This window comes from Pseudomonas sp. MIL9, assembly GCF_016887925.1.
Taxonomy (GTDB): Bacteria; Pseudomonadota; Gammaproteobacteria; order Pseudomonadales; family Pseudomonadaceae; genus Aquipseudomonas; species Aquipseudomonas mohnii.
Genome location: NZ_JAFEHE010000026.1, coordinates 17414 through 34370, shown reverse-complemented (window position 1 = coordinate 34370; position 16957 = coordinate 17414). Strand labels below are relative to the sequence as shown.

General features: G+C 60.9%; 14 protein-coding genes and 1 pseudogene. 4 read left to right on the top strand and 11 right to left on the bottom strand.

Annotation, left to right across the window (positions count from 1 at the left end; all coding sequences use genetic code 11):
- Position 1 precedes the first annotated feature (1 nt).
- Genes kdpD through kdpF form a run of 5 tightly spaced genes read right to left on the bottom strand, consistent with a single transcriptional unit; the run spans position 2 to position 7257 of the window.
- A complete protein-coding gene (gene kdpD, locus JQF37_RS25220; RefSeq protein WP_130210391.1) occupies positions 2–2695 on the bottom strand; it encodes a two-component system sensor histidine kinase KdpD in 2694 nt (897 codons plus the stop codon).
- A 26-nt stretch (positions 2696–2721) separates the two neighbouring features.
- Positions 2722–3294: a potassium-transporting ATPase subunit KdpC gene (gene kdpC, locus JQF37_RS25215; protein ID WP_130210389.1), complete on the bottom strand. Its 573-nt coding sequence runs from the start codon at positions 3292–3294 to the stop codon at positions 2722–2724.
- Between the two features lie 12 nt (positions 3295–3306).
- Positions 3307–5385 (bottom strand): potassium-transporting ATPase subunit KdpB, encoded by a 2079-nt coding sequence (kdpB, locus tag JQF37_RS25210; RefSeq protein WP_130210387.1) that lies wholly within the window; start codon positions 5383–5385, stop codon positions 3307–3309.
- Positions 5386–5395: 10 nt separating this feature from the next.
- Positions 5396–7168 (bottom strand): potassium-transporting ATPase subunit KdpA, encoded by a 1773-nt coding sequence (gene kdpA, locus JQF37_RS25205; protein ID WP_130210385.1) that lies wholly within the window; start codon positions 7166–7168, stop codon positions 5396–5398.
- Positions 7165–7257 (bottom strand): K(+)-transporting ATPase subunit F, encoded by a 93-nt coding sequence (kdpF, locus tag JQF37_RS25200; protein WP_130210383.1) that lies wholly within the window; start codon positions 7255–7257, stop codon positions 7165–7167. Before kdpF ends, kdpA begins: the two co-directional genes overlap by 4 nt.
- A 411-nt stretch (positions 7258–7668) precedes the next feature.
- Between kdpF and JQF37_RS25195 the strand changes: the two genes are divergently transcribed.
- On the top strand, positions 7669–8481 hold the full coding sequence (locus tag JQF37_RS25195; RefSeq protein WP_130210381.1) for an alpha/beta fold hydrolase: 813 nt from the start codon (positions 7669–7671) through the stop codon (positions 8479–8481).
- A 94-nt stretch (positions 8482–8575) separates the two neighbouring features.
- Here the strand turns inward: JQF37_RS25195 and dsbG are convergent, their stop codons facing one another.
- From dsbG to dsbD, 3 genes are read right to left on the bottom strand one after another with little or no spacing between them, the layout of a single operon-like run.
- The gene (dsbG, locus tag JQF37_RS25190) at positions 8576–9343 is read right to left on the bottom strand and encodes a thiol:disulfide interchange protein DsbG (protein ID WP_047527275.1); all 768 of its coding nucleotides are present in this window, start codon (positions 9341–9343) and stop codon (positions 8576–8578) included.
- The gene (locus JQF37_RS25185; protein ID WP_047527276.1) at positions 9319–10173 is read right to left on the bottom strand and encodes a TlpA disulfide reductase family protein; all 855 of its coding nucleotides are present in this window, start codon (positions 10171–10173) and stop codon (positions 9319–9321) included. The genes dsbG and JQF37_RS25185 overlap by 25 nt, the downstream gene beginning before the upstream one ends.
- A complete protein-coding gene (dsbD, locus tag JQF37_RS25180) occupies positions 10173–11909 on the bottom strand; it encodes a protein-disulfide reductase DsbD (protein WP_130210379.1) in 1737 nt (578 codons plus the stop codon). Before dsbD ends, JQF37_RS25185 begins: the two co-directional genes overlap by 1 nt.
- A gap of 154 nt (positions 11910–12063) precedes the next feature.
- On the opposite strand from dsbD, the gene JQF37_RS25175 reads away from it, so the two are divergent.
- From JQF37_RS25175 to JQF37_RS25165, 3 genes are all read left to right on the top strand, one after another.
- Complete coding sequence (locus tag JQF37_RS25175; RefSeq protein WP_047527280.1) at positions 12064–12744, top strand: response regulator; 681 nt, start codon at positions 12064–12066, stop codon at positions 12742–12744.
- Positions 12741–14066, top strand: a complete 1326-nt coding sequence (locus JQF37_RS25170; protein WP_130210377.1) for an ATP-binding protein — start codon at positions 12741–12743, stop codon at positions 14064–14066. Before JQF37_RS25175 ends, JQF37_RS25170 begins: the two co-directional genes overlap by 4 nt.
- 205 nt (positions 14067–14271) lie before the next feature.
- Positions 14272–14757 (top strand): GNAT family N-acetyltransferase, encoded by a 486-nt coding sequence (locus tag JQF37_RS25165; protein ID WP_130210375.1) that lies wholly within the window; start codon positions 14272–14274, stop codon positions 14755–14757.
- Positions 14758–14840: 83 nt separating this feature from the next.
- Here JQF37_RS25165 and JQF37_RS25160 read toward each other — a convergent pair.
- The 3 genes and pseudogenes from JQF37_RS25160 to JQF37_RS25150 form a co-directional block, all read right to left on the bottom strand.
- Positions 14841–15167 (bottom strand): annotated as a pseudogene (locus JQF37_RS25160) (hypothetical protein); the annotation flags it as partial.
- Positions 15164–15706 carry a thiamine pyrophosphate-binding protein gene (locus tag JQF37_RS25155; protein WP_130210373.1) on the bottom strand — a complete coding sequence of 181 codons (543 nt, stop codon included), beginning with the start codon at positions 15704–15706 and terminating at the stop codon, positions 15164–15166. The gene JQF37_RS25155 and the pseudogene JQF37_RS25160, both read right to left, overlap by 4 nt.
- Positions 15703–16902 (bottom strand): PepSY domain-containing protein, encoded by a 1200-nt coding sequence (locus tag JQF37_RS25150; RefSeq protein ID WP_130210372.1) that lies wholly within the window; start codon positions 16900–16902, stop codon positions 15703–15705. Before JQF37_RS25150 ends, JQF37_RS25155 begins: the two co-directional genes overlap by 4 nt.
- Positions 16903–16957 lie beyond the last annotated feature (55 nt).

The window sequence follows — 16957 nt, the reverse complement described above, 5'->3', positions numbered from 1 at the left end:
GCTATTCCTTGTCGATTTTCTGATCAAAGGGGTCGATGACTGGAGGCTCCTCACGGGGAAGACGTAACGTGAAGCGCGCACCGCCCTCTGGGCGTGTAACACCCAGGATGGTTCCTCCATGAGCTTTTGCGATGGCTCGACAGATGGCCAGCCCCAGCCCGACGCCCGGTATCGAGCTTTCCTTCTTGCCGCGCATGAATTTGCTGAAGATCGCCTCTTCGTGACCATGCGGTAACCCTGGTCCTTCGTCGGCGACCCACAACTCGATGTTGTCAGGCGTGGCCGTGGCCCCCAGCTTGATGGTGGTGCCTTGAGGCGTGTATTTGACGGCGTTCTCGATCAGGTTGATGAGGACGCGTTCGATCAGTACCGCATCGATGTGCACGGGCGGCAAATCATCGTCCATCGCGACCTTCACCGAATGTTTGTCCAAAATCGGCTGGATGGCTCGCAGGGCGCTGCCCACCACTTCTTCAATGGGTTGCCACTGCCGATTCAATATCACTTTGCCGGATTCGAGGCGCGCCATGTCCAGCAGGTTATTGACCAGCGTATTCATGCGCAGCGCCGATTCACCCACCGCCGTGGCGATCTCGGCTGCTTCGCCGGCCAGTGGTGGCTTGGTGAGCTTGAGCGCTTCGGCGAGTCCAACCATAACCGACAGCGGGGTGCGCAGGTCGTGGGAAATGGCCGATAGCAACGAGTTGCGCAATCGTTCGGATTCCATTTGAACCGTCGTGTCCTGAGCCACGTTGATGTAGTGAATCCGCTCGAGCGAGATGGCCAGCAGTGATGCACAGGTGTCAAGCAGGCGTCGCTGCTCCGGCACCACCAGCCGGCTCGTGTCGCGCGGTTGCACGGCCAACACACCGCGCACCCGCATTGGGGCTGACAACGGCAGATAGAGCGTAGAACTCGAAGGCAGGGTGTCGGTGCCATACCCGGCCGGTTCGGTTTTGTCGAATGACCACTGGGCGATGGCTACGTCCACTTGCGGTGCATCTCCCGTGACCATGGGGGGCAGCAGTTTATTGTTGTCATCGGCGACCAGCAGGGCAGACCTTGCACCAAACTCGTCGGAGAGAAAGCGTGCGCTGATGTCGGCGACTTGCTCGGTCATCAGCGCTGCGGACAACAGGCGCGACATTTCATACAGCGCCCGCATGCGGTCTTCGCGCTTTTGAGCCACCCGTGCCTGGTAGGTCAGGCCGGCGGTCATCTGTCCGATCACCAGTGCGACCACGAGCATGACGCTGAAGGTCACCAGGTATTGAATATCGGCGAAGGCGAACGAATAGCGCGGCGCCACAAAAAAGAAATCGAATGCGGCCACTGACAAAAAGGCCGCCAGAATCGCTGGGCCGCGACCAAAGCGAACGGCGACGGCGACCACGGCCAGCAAGAACAGCATGACGATATTGGCCTGTTCCAGCACCTGTGCCAGTGGTAAAGCCGCAAGGGTCATCACCGCACAGAGTGCCGCGCTCCAAATATAGGAACGCCACATCACCGGGGTCTCGGTTTTCGTGGACCGGGGCTCGGTCTGAGTACGCGGGCTGGTCGCAAGAGAGACTTGAATCACGTCCAGGTCAGTACCCAGCGCACCAATTCGATCGGCGAGTATCCCCTTCCAGAAACGACGATGAGAGTGGTCGTCGCGCCCCATCACGACTTTGGAGAGATTGTGCTGCCGTGCGTACTTGACCAGCGCCTCGGCAACGTCCTGTCCGGCCAGTGTCGAGATTTGGGCGCCCATCTCCTGGGCCAGTTTCAGGGTCGCCAGAATGCGACGGCGCTTCGTCTCAGGCAGGCGCTGCAAGGCAGATGTTTCGACATACACAGCATGCCACGGCACGTTGAGCTGAGCGGCCAGTCGAGCTGTCGAGCGTACGGTTTTTTCCCCCTGTTCATGCGGGCCGACGCACGCGAGCAGCGAGTCGCGGGTGCCCCAGACAGGTTTGACTGCACTGCTTGTGCGGTATTGCAGCATCTCGCTGTCGACACGGTCGGCGGTACGACGCAACGCCAGTTCACGCAAAGCGATCAGGTTGCCTTTGCGGAAGAAGTTCTGCACGGCACGTTCGGCCTGATGAGGCAGATACACTTTGCCTTCCTTGAGGCGTTGCAGAAGGTCATCCGGCGGCAAGTCGACGATGATCACTTCATCGGCCGTGTCGAACACATGGTCGGGCACGGTCTCCCAGACCCGAATACCGGTAATACCACCAACGATGTCATTCAGGCTCTCAAGGTGCTGAACATTCATGGTGGACCAGACATCGATACCGGCGCTGAGCAGTTCTTCGACGTCCTGCCAGCGTTTTGGATGGCGCGAACCGATGATGTTGGAATGGGCCAGTTCGTCGATCAGGATCAGCTGCGGTTTGCGCAACAGGGCGGCGTCCAGATCGAACTCGGTCAGCGTGCGGTTCTTGTCGATGACCTGTTTGAGCGGCAGCACGTCCAGGCCTTTGGTCAGCGCCTGGGTTTCAGCGCGACCATGGGTTTCGATCACGCCGATCAGTACATCGATGTGCTGTTGTTGCGCCGTTTGGGCGGCCGCCAGCATCGCGTAGGTCTTGCCAACTCCAGCGCTGGCGCCGAAAAAAATTTTCAACCGACCGCGTTTGGCCTGCGCTTCTTCTTCGCGAATCTGGGCCAGGAGCTGATCCGGGTCTGGACGTTGTTCGGCCATCAGGGCCACCGTGTGTGAGTTACCACTCAATGCAGGGCGTCGAGTGCCAGATTCAATGTCAATACGTTGACCCGAGGCTCGCCCAGGAATCCAAAGAGCATGCCTTCAGAGTGCTCGGCAATCAGTTGCCGAACGCGCTCTATGGGCAAGTTGCGCACCCGCGAAATTCGGCCCGCCTGATACTGGGCTGCTGCGATGCTGATATGGGGGTCGAGGCCACTGGCCGAGCTGTAGACCAGGTCGGCGGGGATGGTCGCGGTGTTGCCTGGGTCGGCAACATGCAAGGCATCGATGCGGCCCTTGATCGCGTCTGCAAGTGCGGGATTCAGTGGCCCCAGGTTCGATCCGGATGATGCCGCCGCGTTGTAGGGCATGGGGCTGGTCGCAGACGGGCGACTCCAGAAATGCCCGGGATCGCTGAAGCTCTGACCGATCAACGACGAACCTACGGTTTTGCCATCCCGTTCAATCAGGCTGCCCGCAGCCTGATAAGGGAAGACCCATCTGGCAATCTCCGTCGTGAGCAGTGGATAGGCCAGGCCGGTGATCAACGACAATGCAATGAACAGGGTAAACGCCGGGCGCAGTAGAGAAGCCATGACAGTGCTCCCTTAAGTCAGACCGACGGCAAACAGCACCATGTCGATCACTTTTATGCCAATGAATGGAACGATCACGCCACCCAGCCCATAGATCAACATGTTGCGGCGCAACAGCGAGGCGGCGCCAACCGGACGGTACTTCACGCCTTTAAGTGCCAGGGGAATCAGGAAGATGATGATCAGAGCGTTGAAGATAACCGCTGACAGCACCGCCGAGTTCGGGCTTGTCAGCCCCATGATGTTGAGTGCCGCGAGCTGAGGGTACGTAGTGACAAAGGCCGCTGGCACGATCGCGAAATACTTGGCGATGTCGTTGGCAATCGAGAAAGTGGTCAGCGAGCCTCGGGTCATCAGCATCTGTTTGCCGGTTTCCACTACTTCGATCAACTTCGTCGGGTTGCTGTCCAGGTCCACCATGTTCCCGGCTTCCTTGGCGGCCTGAGTCCCCGAGTTCATCGCCACGGCGACATCCGCTTGGGCCAATGCCGGGGCATCATTGGTGCCGTCGCCGGTCATGGCCACCAGCCGGCCTTCGGCCTGGTAGTCGCGGATCAACTGCAATTTCTGTTCGGGTGTCGCTTCCGCCAGAAAGTCATCGACGCCAGCCTCTGCGGCGATGGCGGCGGCGGTGACCCGGTTGTCGCCGGTCACCATCACGGTCTTGATACCCATGCGCCGCAACTCGAGAAAACGCTCCTTGATCCCGCCCTTGACGATGTCCTTGAGTTCGATCACGCCCAGCACCTTGGGCCCGTCGGCGACGACCAGCGGAGTACTGCCCCGGCGCGCCACCTCCTCAATGCTGTTCTGCACGGCTTCGGGAAAGCTGCCACCCAGGCTCTGGATATGCTTGAGAATGGCCTCGCCAGCGCCCTTGCGTATTTGCCGGTCGCCCATGTTGACGCCGCTCATTCGCGTTTGCGCCGAAAAGTGCACGAAGTGGGCGTCGAGTGCGCCGATTTCCCGCTCCCGCAGATTGAAACGCTGCTTGGCCAAAACGACGATACTGCGCCCCTCGGGGGTTTCGTCGGCCAGGGAGGCCAGTTGCGCCACATCCGCCAGTTCAGCTTCCTTGATGCCCGGTGCCGGTAAAAAGGCCGAGGCATGGCGATTGCCCAGCGTAATGGTCCCGGTTTTATCGAGTAGCAGGACGTCCACGTCACCGGCAGCCTCCACGGCTCGGCCGGACGTGGCAATCACGTTGGCCTCCATCATGCGGCTCATGCCCGCCACACCGACGGCCGAGAGCAGGCCGGCAATGGTCGTGGGAATCAGGCAGACCAGCAACGAGATGAGGACGGTGATCGAGACGGGGGTTCCGGATTTGGCCACTGCAACCCCGAACAGTGAGAACGGCAGGAGCGTCACCGTCACCCCCAGAAACACGATCGTCAGTGCGACCAATAAAATCGACAAGGCAATTTCATTCGGGGTTTTTTGTCGCTTGGCGTTCTCGACCATCGCGATCATGCGGTCGACGAAGGTTTCGCCGGGATCGGTGGTCACTCGAACGACGATCCAGTCCGACAGCACCCGTGTTCCCCCGGTCACGGCCGAAAAGTCGCCGCCACTTTCCCGGATAACCGGTGCCGACTCACCGGTAATGGCCGATTCGTCCACCGAGGCCGCGCCTTCGATGACTTCGCCGTCGGCCGGGATCACCGAGTCGGCCAGGTCACCGGCTTCAACGATCACCACGTCTCCCTTGCACAGGTCGGTCGATTTAGCCAGCTGCCACTCTGCGCCGTAGCGTGGCTCGCGCAGTTTCTTGGCCCAGGTTTCCTTTTTCAGTTTGTGCAGGGAAGCGGCCTGGGCCTTGCTGCGTCCTTCGGCCAGCGCCTCGGCGAAGTTAGCGAACAGCACGGTGAACCAAAGCCAAAAAGTGATCGCCAGGATGAACCCGCTACCGGCTTCTCCCTTGCCACTCAGCGCCTGGGCCCATAGGGCGGTGGTGATGATCGCGCCGATGTAGACGACGAACATCACCGGGTTTCGCCACTGGATCCTGGGGCTGAGTTTGCGCACTGAATCGACGATGGCCGGCATTATCAGTTTCGGGTCGAACAAGGAGAACGCTTTGCGTGTCATGTTCGTGATCTCACTTGATCATCATGAAGTGTTCAACGACGGGCCCCAGCGCGAGCGCCGGTACGTAGTTCAACAAGCCGACCAATAACACCGTGCCGATCAGCAGCACCACGAACAGCATCCCGTGGGTGGGCATAGTGCCTGCGGTGACCGCCAATCGCTTCTTCGCCGCCAGGCTGCCGGCGACTGCCAGCACCGGCACGATGACGCCGAACCGGCCGAACCAGGTCATGATGGCCAGCATCGTGTTGTAGAACGGGGTGTTGGCCGACAGCCCGGCAAATGCACTGCCGTTGTTGTTGGCCGCGGAGGTGAAGGCGTAGAGGATTTCCGAGAAGCCATGGACACCGGGGTTGGCGATCCCCAGTCTCCCAGCCTCGGCCATGACAGCGATGGCCGTACCGAATAGCACCAGCAATGGCGTCACCAGAATCGCGATGGCCACCATCTTCATCTCGTAGGCTTCGATTTTCTTGCCCAGGTACTCGGGTGTGCGGCCGATCATCAGACCGGCGATAAACACCGCGAGGATGGCGAACACCAACATGCCGTACAGACCCGAGCCGGTTCCGCCGAACACCACCTCACCCAATTGCATGAGTATCAGTGGCACCGCCCCGCCCAGCGGCGTAAACGAATCATGCATTGCGATAACGGCGCCGCACGACGCTGCCGTTGTCACCGCCGCAAACAAACTGGATGCACTGATGCCGAAGCGCAGTTCCTTGCCCTCCATGTTGCCCGCCGCCGTGTCGATACCCAGCGCCGAGAACTGCGGGTTGCCAAGTTGTTCGTAGTGGGTGACCGCCACTACCGCGATCACGAAGATGATCGTCATTGTCGCCAGCAACGCCCAGCCCTGACGTATGTCACCGACGATGTGCCCGAAGACAAAACACAGAGCGGTCGGGATCAGGAAGATCGCGAGCAACTGAAAGAAGTTCGTGACGGCGCTGGGGTTTTCATAAGGATGGGCCGAGTTGGCGTTGAAGAAACCGCCACCATTGGTGCCCAGCATTTTGATGGCTTCTTGTGATGCTACAGGCCCCATGGCAATCGTCTGCTTGTCGGTGCTGACGCTCTTGGTCACCGGATTGCCCTGGGCGTCGAGGGTTGGTTGGCCGGCATCATTGAGTACCGGGGCCTGGTACTGCGTGACCTCCAGCGTCGTGACTTCCTTATACGGGTCAAGATTCTGAATCGCGCCCTGGCTAACCAGAAACAGTGCAAAAATCAGCGACAACGGCAACAACACCCACAACGTGACGCGCGTGAGGTCGGCCCAGGCATTTCCGATGCTGTTCGCGTTGTGGCGCGCGAATCCCCGGATCAGAGCAACCGCGACGACGATACCGGTCGCGGCGGACAGGAAGTTCTGTACCGTCAGCGCGAGCATCTGGGTCAGGTAACTCATCGTCGTTTCGCCGCCGTAGCCTTGCCAGTTGGTATTGGTGACGAAACTCGAGGCGGTATTGAACGAGGAGTCTGGAGTGACGGCACCGAAACCTTGGGGGTTAAATGGCAGAACGCCCTGCAGCCGTTGCAGGGCATAGACGGCCAGCAATCCCAGTGCGTTGAACAGCAACAAGGCCAGGGCATACTGGAGCCAACTCATCGGTGTTTCGGGCTTGACGCCGGCCAAGCGATACAGCGGCGACTCAAGGCGTGCACCGAAGGCAAATCGGCCCTCCATCACCGTGGCCAACCAGCGCCCGAGAGGCCAGGCCAGAATACCCAGCACCAGCAGAAAGGCCACGAGCAAGCCCCAGGCTTGAGTAGTCACAGGAAGTCCTCCGGAAAAAGCAGTGCGCAGATCAGGTAAATCAGTAAACCTGCCGCTATCAGCCCGCCGAAAAGATAAAAGCCAGTCATGACCGCCTCCTGTTAAGCGCGGCACAGCCACGAGCAAGGCCGACGAAGACGAAAAAGAACAATGCGCCGAGCACTAAAAAGACGAAGTCCATGGCATTCCCTCCAGCGATGGGGGAAGCCTAGTTGGCCTTTTAGTAAATTGTTAAAAGGATTGGGGGCAAAAGAATAAAGATCTTATAAAAATCCGATTAAATAGTGCCGCTTGGGTGTTGTTAACGCTCTAGTGATTTATTGGAGATTTGCACGCCTGTGGCAACACTAATAAAACAGCCAATAAATTGATGTCAGACACTTCCTAAATTGACGTTACAAATTCTGGCTATAAACCTGCGCTCGTTGCTTCCAGGCAATTGACTATCGATAACTCTCGGATCAGCCTTCCGGCTCCATTTTTTCAAGCGGAGTCATCCGATGCCCTTCCTGACCATAGACGGACAAGCCCTTCACTATATTGATCAAGGCACTGGCCCGGCGGTGCTGCTGGCCGGCAGTTACCTGTGGGACCAGAACATGTGGGCGCCGCAGATTGCCGCGTTGTCACAACAGTATCGGGTGATTGCGCCGGACCTGTGGGGTCATGGTGAATCCGGGCGACTTCCGCAGGACACACGGTCGCTGGACGATATCGCCCGTCAGGCGCTGGCGTTGATCGATCATCTGGAAATAGAACGCTTCACGCTGGTGGGGCTTTCGGTCGGTGGCATGTGGGGCGTGCGGTTGGCGTTGTCGTCAGCGCAACGGCTCAACGGCCTGGTGCTGATGGACACCTATGTCGGCGTCGAGCCGGAGCCAACCCGGCAATACTATTTTTCGCTGTTCAAGATGATCGAGGAAAGCGGCGAAATATCGCCGCAACTGCTCGACATCGTGGTGCCGATCTTTTTCCGTCCGGGCATCGATCCGCAGTCGGCACTGTACCGGGACTTCCGCGCCAAACTCGCCGCGCTGCCGCCTGAACGCCTGCGCGAAAGCATCGTGCCGATGGGGCGGATCACCTTTGGCCGAGAGGATCTGTTGCCACGCTTGGGCGAATTGAACGCCGCGACGACGCTGGTGATCTGTGGCGATCAGGACAAGCCACGCCCACCCGGCGAAGCGCGGGAAATGGCCGAGCTGATCGGTTGCCCGTGTGTGTTGGTGCCGGACGCGGGGCATATTTCCAATCTGGAAAATCCGCAGTTCGTCACTGAGGTGTTGCTCGGGTTTTTAGCCGAGAGAAACTAATCGGTTGCAATGGCCCCATCGCAAGCAGGCTCGCTCCCACAGATGATCGTATTTCCCTGTGGGAGCGAGCCTGCTCGCGATGGGGCCGATGAGGTCACTTGGGTCCGAGAATCTTCACCAGTTTGTCCGGCGACGGCGCCCCTTGCTGCTGTTGCAGCTCGCCCTTGTCATCCATGTAGAAGATCGCCGGGGTGGCTTGCAACTCCAGGTCTTCCATCAACTGCATGTTCGCCGCGAGTTTCGCTTGAATCGCCGGTGGTACATCCTTCAACGCCTTGAGCGAACTGCCCTTGCCAGCGGCTTCGTGGTCCGCCAGGGCTTTTTGCGGGTCCTTGGCGGCGAGCAGTGCAGCGGACTTGCCCGGACTGTCTTCGCGAATGATACCGACCATGATGTGGCGCAACTGCACCTTGCCAGCCTTGACCCATGGCCGCGCCTGCTCCCAGAACAGGTTGCAGTAGGGGCAGTTCGGATCGCTGAAGAGGTAGACGATGCGCGGGGCATTCTTGTCGCCGTCGCCGATCCAGCTGCTCGCCTCGAACTTGCCCCAGACCTCCTTGGACATTGGCCCATAGACCAGTTTCTGCAACGGCGCGCTGCTCAGGTCATTGCCCTCGGCGTCGTACAGATTGCCCAGCAGCACGTGCTTGCCATCCGGTGTCAGGTACAACGCCATGCCGCGGTTCTGATATTGCGCCGCATAACCGCGCAGGCCATCGGGAGCGTCGAACTGGCCGACGATTTTCGCGCCCTTGGCTTCGATCTTCTTGATCGCCTCGGGCAGCTCTTCAGCCTGCACCGATGGCAGGTGCAGCAGGGCGGCACCCAGGCTCAGGGTCAGCAGGTGGCGGAGGCGGGGCATGGCAGTTTCCTTGAGGAGGTGGCAGGAGCGGTATCGAAATTTTCCAGTGCGCGAGCCAGGCTGGCTTGCGACAACTCGCCCAGATGGCTGCCCAGCAGGCGACCCTCAGGGCTATAGAACAGCGTAGTCGGCAGCGCCATGGAGCCGACAGCGTGGCCCAGGCGGCCGCTGCCGTCGAACAGTACGTTGGACAGGCTCAGGCCCTGGGTTTCCAGAAAGGTGCTGACACTTTGCATGCTTTCGGCCTGGTTGACGAACAGGAAGGTCAGGTCCGGACGCTGTTGCTGGGCGCTTTCGAGCACAGGCATTTCCCGGCGACACGGTGGACACCAGGTGGCCCAGAGATTGATGACCAGCGGACCGCCCTTGTAGTCGGCCAGTTGCACGGTTTCACCGGCGGCGTTGCGCAGGGTGATGTCCGGCAGGCGCGTACCTTGTTCGTAGATACTCAAGGAGAACGTCGCCAGCAGCCAGAAGGCCAGGCCACTCGCCACGCCAAAGCCCAACGGGCGACGCAGTCCCGGACGGCGCCAGGCGCGGTACAGCGTGGCAAGTACCAGCGCGATCACTCCCGGCCAGGCGAGGAAACCGCCGTCGCGCAGGTCGATGATCTGCCAGGGATCATTGCGATAGTGCATCCAGTAAACGGCGACGAAACTGATCCGCGCCGCGAGCATGCCGATCAGGAACAGACTGAACAGCACCGACTCGGGGTTTTCGCCACCGCGCTTGGCCACCCGCCAGCCGACGAATGTCGCCAGTGCCAATGCACTGATCAGCAGTAGATGGTTAAGCGCGATGGCAAAGGTGCCGAGGGTGAATGTCAGCATTAACGGGCGTCTCGGGTGGTGGTCCAGCGTTGCAGGAAAGTGGTGGCATCGACCTCGCCAGTGATGCGCTGGCTGCGACGCTCGTTGCCATCGGCACCGATCCACAGCAGGCTCGGCGGTCCCGGCACTTTATAGCGGCCGAGCAGTTCGCGACTGGCAGCATTGTCGGCGGTGACGTCCAGGCGGAGCAAGCGCACGTCGCTGAGGGCTTCGAGCACCTCCGCTTTGCCGAACACCTGTTTTTCCATGACCTTGCACGACACGCACCAGTCCGCATAGTAATCCAGCAGCACCCACTGGCCCTGAGCCTGTGCCGCGTCAAGTTGCCGTTGCAGTTCGGCGGGATCCTTGAGGGTGGTGAAGGCGTCGTGGCCGACCTGGTCAGTGGCGCCGCGCGCGTTGGCGACGCTATAGACCTGCAACGGCTTGAACAGATCATCCGCGCCACCCGCCGCACCGATCATCAACAGACTGCCCCACAACCCGAGCAGCAGCGAACTGGCGCCGAACAGATGAGCGACACGGCCAAAACCTTCCGACTGTTTCCAGGCGCTATACGCCGCAATCAACAACAACGCCCCACACAAGCCGACCCACAGCGACTCGTCCAGCACCGGGCGCAGCATCAGCAACGCGGTGGCCAGGAACAGGAAGCCGAAGATACCTTTGAGCAGGTTCATCCAGGCGCCAGGTTTGGGCAGGAAGCGATTACCGACGGTCACCAGCAACAACAGTGGCACACCGATGCCGATGCCCATGGCAAACAGGATCAAGCCACCATGCAGCGCGTTTCCGCTTTGTGCGATGTAGAGCAGGGCGCCGGCCAGCGGAGCGGTCATGCACGGGCCGACCAGCAGGCCCGACAAGGCCCCCAGCACACCGGCGCCGACCAGGCTGCCACCACGCTGATTGCGCGAAACGTTTTCCAGGCGATCGCGTACGGCCACCGGCAACTGCAGTTCGAAGAAACCGAACATCGGCAACGCCAGCAGAACGAAAATCGCCGCGAAACTGCCGAGCAGCCACGGGTTCTGTAACAGCGCCTGCAGGTTCGCACCGAGCAGCGCCGCGAGCACACCCATCGCCGCATAGACCAGCGCCATGCTCACCACATAACTGCTGGCCAGGGCAAAACCGCGCTTGGGCGAAGCGCCGCTACCGACGATCAGCCCGGCCAGGATCGGCAACATGGGCAGCGAGCAGGGGGTGAAGGCCAGCAGCAGCCCCAGGCCGAAGAACACCAGGAGACTTAAGCCGAGTGCCCGCTGCTGCAGGCCATTGGCCAAGGCTTGATCCGTGGCTTCGTCTGGCGCGACGCTGGCAGCTTTACCCCCCAGATCGACGACTTGGGTCTGCGGCGGATAGCACAAACCGGCATCGGCACAGCCCTGGAACCCCACCTTGACCTGGCCACTGGCACCGGCGGGGATTTTCAGTTCCAGGCCCTGGCGATAGACCTGCTGATCACCGAAAAACTCGTCGCTGTGAGCTTCGCCTTCCGGCAGCGCTGGATGCTGTTCAGTAGGCAATCCATCGAATTTCAGGCGCTTTTGATACAGGTAATAGCCATCGGCAATCTGCCAGAACAGTTGGGTTTCACCGGATTCCAGGCGTTCAGAGGTGAAAGTGAAAGCTTTGCCGACCGGAAGAAAGTCGGGTTTGGTTTCAAACGGATTGGTTCCCGCCTGGGCCAGACCCGAGATCAGGAGAAAAAAAAGTAAAAACAGACGACGCATGAATAAGCCTTGGTTCTGTGCAAGTGAAAGGCACAATGGGCGGTAGCGATTAACCGATGATTAACCCTGGCAGCCTTGTGGCCGCAGCACTTGCGGCATAATGTCCGCTTAATCGGTCACCGGCCTAATCCGCTTTATTTCTGCGAGGCTTTTCATGCACGTTCTGGTTTGCGAAGACGATGAGTTGATCGCCAGCGGCATCGTCGCCGGCCTCTCCGCCCAGGGCTTGACCGTGGAGCACGTGGCCACGGCGTCCGCCGCCCGGGCGATGCTCAAGGTCGCGGAGTTCGATGTGATGGTGCTCGACCTCGGGTTGCCTGACGAGGACGGTCTGAAGTTGTTGCAGCAACTGCGTCACAACGGCCTGGAGTTGCCGGTGTTGATCCTCACGGCCCGGGACTCGGTCACCGACCGCGTCGACGGCCTGCAGGCCGGTGCCGACGACTACCTGCTCAAGCCTTTTGACCTGCGTGAACTGGCCGCACGCCTGCACACCTTGTTGCGTCGGGTGGCGGGCCGCAGCGTCAACCTGATCGAACACGGTGCCCTGACCTATGACCCGAGCAGTCGCGAGACCACGCTCGCCGGCCAGCCGGTAGACCTGTCGCGTCGTGAACAGTCGCTGTTGCAGGCCCTGTTGCACAACCGTGGCCGCGTATTGTCGACCGAGCAGCTCAAGGACAGCGTCTACGGGTTCAACGACGAATTGGAGAGCAATGCCCTCAATGTCCACATCCATCACCTGCGGCGCAAACTCGGCAATGGCATTGTCGAGACCGTGCGCGGCCTGGGCTATCGCCTGGGACCGGCTGATGGCGGAGAACCACAGAAGTGATGAGTTTGCGTTTGCGCCTGAGCCTGACGCTCGGTGCCGCGTTTGCGCTGATCTGGGCGCTGGCTGCGGCCTGGATGCTCAGCGACCTGCGCAATCAAATGATGTTTTCCCTCGACCAGCGGCTGGTGGCCTCGGCGCGGATGGTGGCCGGCTTGATGGAGCAATTGCCGCCCGTGCCGAGCAAGGGCGAGGGCACCCATTTCAGCGCCGAACAACTGAATATCCCCGGTGGCATGGCCTGTCAGGTCAGTTCGTTGCGCGGGGAAATTCTTGCCCGTAGCCACAGCGATCCGGGGCAAACCCTGGAAGCGGAGAAAATGGGCTTCCACGATCAGATGATCGATGGCGCGCCGTGGCGCAGTTTTACCCTGGCCCGTGGCGATCTGCGGATCACCACCGCCGACCGGCAGATCGAGCGCGAGGCGTTGAACATGTCGATCCTGCTGGCCGCTTCCGTGCCGGTGGGCGTGGCGCTGCTCGTTTGCCTGTGCCTGCTGTGGCTGGGGATCGGCCAGGGGCTGGCGCCGCTCAATCGCATGCGTGATGCGCTGATGCGGCGCAGCCCTGATTCGCTCGAGCCCTTGCAGGTCCAGCCTTTGCCCAGCGAACTGCAACCCTTGCTGGATACGCAGAATCAGTTGTTCCAGCGAATCGGCAAGACCATCGAGCGTGAGCGTCGCTTGACCGGCGATGCGGCGCACGAGCTGCGCAGCCCTTTGACCGCGATCAAGACCCACCTGCAGGTGGCGCGCATGACCGACGGCGCCGCGCGGGATCAGTCCCTGGCCCGGGCCGAAGAGGGGGCCGACCGCCTGCACCGGACCCTGGAGCAATTGCTGCTGCTGGCGCGGGTCGAAGGCAGTCTGTCGTTCGATGACGGTGTGCAATGCAGCGCCGAGCAAGTGGCGAAACTGGCGATACAGGATGCGGCCGGCGGTGATCGCGAGCGTATCCGGTTCGAGGTGCCGGCCAGGTTTTCCCATGCCCCGGTGCAAATGCCCGCCGTGCTGTCGATTGCGGCGTTGCGCAACCTGCTGGACAACGCCCTGCGCCATACCTCCGGCAAAGGTCCGGTGGAGTTGAGTTTGCAAACCAGTGGCGATCGCGTGCAGTTCGTGGTGCGGGATCACGGGCCGGGCATTGCTCAAGACGATCTGCAGCACTTGACCCAACGCTTCTGGCGCAACGGTCAAAGCACCGGCTGCGGCCTTGGCCTGGCGATTGTCCAGGCCATCGTCCAGCGCTGCGGCTGCACCCTGCGTTTCGACAGTCGACCGGACGGGTTGCGGGTTGAGTTGACGATGCCGCTGCAACCGGTCTGATCAACACTATAAGACCCTGTGGGAGCGGGCTTGCCCGCGATGAGGCCCTTACATTCAATATCCATGTTGGCTGTTTCACCGCCATCGCGGGCAAGCCCGCTCCCACAGGTTTTTGTCGCTCATCAAATGTAACTTCTCTTCATTGGCCGCCCGAATCTCTCGGGACTATGGTTGCCCACACTCAATGGATTGAGGGCAAAGCGCCATGGAAGCATCCATACAGATCTGCAAGGCCACCCCGGCCGACGCCGGCATCATCAGCCGGATCATCGATCGCTCCATCCGCGTCGGTTGTGCACTCGACCATCGCAACGACCCGCAAACCGTTGCCACCTGGACCCACAACAAAACCATCGAACATATCCAGCCCTGGTTGAGCGACCCAAGGCTGTACCTGAATATCGCCCTGTTGCAGGACAAACCCGTTGGCGTCGCCATGGCCGCAAGCAACGGCAAGGTGGTGTTCTGTTATGTACAACCGGAGTGGTTTCGTCGCGGCGCGGGGCAAGCGCTGGTGCAAGATCTCGAGGGCTGGTTGATCAATCAGGGCCAGCAGCAGGCGCGTCTCAATAGCACCAGAACCGGCGAAGGGTTCTACCGGCATCTGGGCTATCGGCCCTGTTCCCGGAGCTTCATGGTCGCGGGTCTGTGCGCCATCCCCATGCACAAAGGCCTGGTACTGCCGGCATAGAAAGCTGATCGAGAGTGCGGTCAGCGGGCTTTTTCAGGTTCAGACCCGGTCGGGCGCACGATTGGCGTGGTCGGGCTGCTCATGGGGGGGGCGATGTCCGCCTGATCGATTTCGACCGCATGGCCGGGACCCACGTCGAACAACACATAAAACTCGGTCTCAGGCTGCCTGAAGGTCAGGGTCGAATCGGCGCCGAGCTTGCCCGCCACGAGAATGGTTTCGTCGTAACCGATCACATCCAGGGTCACGCCAGGCGCGCCGCTGCCATCGGAAAAACCGCCCGTGCACTTGATCTGCCCGGCGTCGATGGCCTTGCATTCGCACATCGGGTTATGGGCCAGGGCGCTGGCGCTGAAACCGGCGCAGAACATCAGCAGTGCGGCGCTCAGCGGGCGAATAAGGTCGATCATGGTGTACCTCTTTGTGTGCTCAGCCAGGCGAGGGTGGCGGGGGAGGCCTGGCTCAGAGGAATGGATGCCTGGTGCATCGCACCGTCCCAACCTTCCACGGTGATCCACAGCTCCGCGTCGGCCCTGGTTCTGGCCGGGATCGGCAACATCGCGCCCATGCGGTACGGCGTGCCGAAGAAAATCACCCCGGCGGCGCGCAGGCTGCGCGGTTTGCCGATGCGCAGGTAAGTCGCCTTGACCTGTTCGCGGCAGCTGGTGCACAGCGCCGCGTTGAAACTCTTCATGTAGCCGGCCGGGCCATCGAGCTGTGGGGCCTCGTCGTGCAACTCGGCCAGGCGCAGGCTCCACGGGCCGACGGTGACTTCGCCGATGTCCCGTTCGCCCAGGCCAGTGTCACCCCGGGACAGCGCAGCGTCGGCGAAATACTCGGGCATGAAACCCAGCGGCACCAGCAACAGCAGAACGTTGAGGTGAAAGCGCCACTTGTGCCAGAGACGGCTCAGCGGCGAACGCGGTTTTTCAGCGGTGACCGGGTTCATGGGCTGACCTGCGTGGACTCGTGGCGGATGGCCGCAGCCGTCTGGCTGCGTGACGTTTTGTGGTTGCGCCTGAGGGCATTGGCCGTGGCCAGGGCGGTTCGCTTGGTCCAGATCAACAGGCCGCTGAGCACCATCATGCTCAGCAGCAGGCCGAAGAAAAACCAGATCAGCTTGATCCAGATCCCGCCAAAGTCTCCGGTGTGCAACGGACGCATGGACTCGGTCACCCACTCCAGGCCCGAGCGGTCCGAGAGCAGGCGTGTGGCGGCGACGTCGCCGGTATAGGGGTTGATGTCCGCGGTCTGGTACATCAACGGATACCCGCTGCGACCGCCCACCGACAGATAGCCGTAGGCATTGTCGGGCAGGCTGACAAAACCCTCGTCGAGTCCGGGAATACGTGTCCTGGCCTGGCGGATCGCGGTCTCCAGGCTGATCATCGGTGCCGGCAAACCATCGGCGCTGAGCGGTACGCTTTCACGGGGTACCACGGCGGCGACCGGTTCGGTGGAGATCGAAATCCGGTTATCGAACAGGAACGCCTGGATCAGGAACCAGGTACTGGTGATGGAAATCACTGCGATGAACCAGATCGACCAGATGCCGCTGAGGCGGTGGAAATCGCCCCAGAAAATCCGTGCACCTTGACGTATCCGCAGGGTCGGACAAAAAAAACCTTTCCAGAAACGCTTGTACACCACCAGTCCGGTTACCAGGGACGCCAGCATCGGCAGGCTGAGGAACGACACCAGGTACCAGCCCCAACTGTAGCCATGGGTGAACGGCACCAGCCACCAGCCATGCAGGGCTCGGGTAAAGGCCTTGAAGTCAAAGGGCGGGGCCGTGCCTTGAATGGCGCCGGTGTACGGATTGACGTAGACCGTCGCCGAACGCCCGTCGGGGTAGCTGACTTCCACGTCCAGGGCAAAGTGCGACTCGTCGGGCCGGCTGATGCTTTCGATCAGTGTGTCGGGCTCGGCTTTCTTGATGGCGGCGACAATCTGGTCGTAGTTGAGCCGTGGAGCATCGTCCGAGGGCTGGCTGGCGCGCATGGGCGGGTTGGCCAGCCAGACGATTTCCTGACTGACCACCGCCAGGGTGCCGGTCACACAGACGATCAGGACAAAAAACCAAATCGGCAGCGCCAGCCAGCTGTGGACCAGAAACCAGAGTTTGGAACGGGATTTCTTCGACATGATCAAGGGTCTTGGTTCGATGAGAAGGCCTCTGCCACGGGCTTCGCAGCGATGA

Coding starts and splice junctions, on each gene's coding strand:
- kdpD (WP_130210391.1), bottom strand. CDS start 2,695: ATGGCCGAACAACGTCCAGACCCGGATCAGCTCCTGGCCCAGATTCGC.
- kdpC (WP_130210389.1), bottom strand. CDS start 3,294: ATGGCTTCTCTACTGCGCCCGGCGTTTACCCTGTTCATTGCATTGTCG.
- kdpB (WP_130210387.1), bottom strand. CDS start 5,385: ATGACACGCAAAGCGTTCTCCTTGTTCGACCCGAAACTGATAATGCCG.
- kdpF (WP_130210383.1), bottom strand. CDS start 7,257: ATGACTGGCTTTTATCTTTTCGGCGGGCTGATAGCGGCAGGTTTACTG.
- JQF37_RS25195 (WP_130210381.1), top strand. CDS start 7,669: ATGCCCTTCCTGACCATAGACGGACAAGCCCTTCACTATATTGATCAA.
- dsbG (WP_047527275.1), bottom strand. CDS start 9,343: ATGCCCCGCCTCCGCCACCTGCTGACCCTGAGCCTGGGTGCCGCCCTG.
- JQF37_RS25185 (WP_047527276.1), bottom strand. CDS start 10,173: ATGCTGACATTCACCCTCGGCACCTTTGCCATCGCGCTTAACCATCTA.
- dsbD (WP_130210379.1), bottom strand. CDS start 11,909: ATGCGTCGTCTGTTTTTACTTTTTTTTCTCCTGATCTCGGGTCTGGCC.
- JQF37_RS25175 (WP_047527280.1), top strand. CDS start 12,064: ATGCACGTTCTGGTTTGCGAAGACGATGAGTTGATCGCCAGCGGCATC.
- JQF37_RS25165 (WP_130210375.1), top strand. CDS start 14,272: ATGGAAGCATCCATACAGATCTGCAAGGCCACCCCGGCCGACGCCGGC.
- JQF37_RS25155 (WP_130210373.1), bottom strand. CDS start 15,706: ATGAACCCGGTCACCGCTGAAAAACCGCGTTCGCCGCTGAGCCGTCTC.
- JQF37_RS25150 (WP_130210372.1), bottom strand. CDS start 16,902: ATGTCGAAGAAATCCCGTTCCAAACTCTGGTTTCTGGTCCACAGCTGG.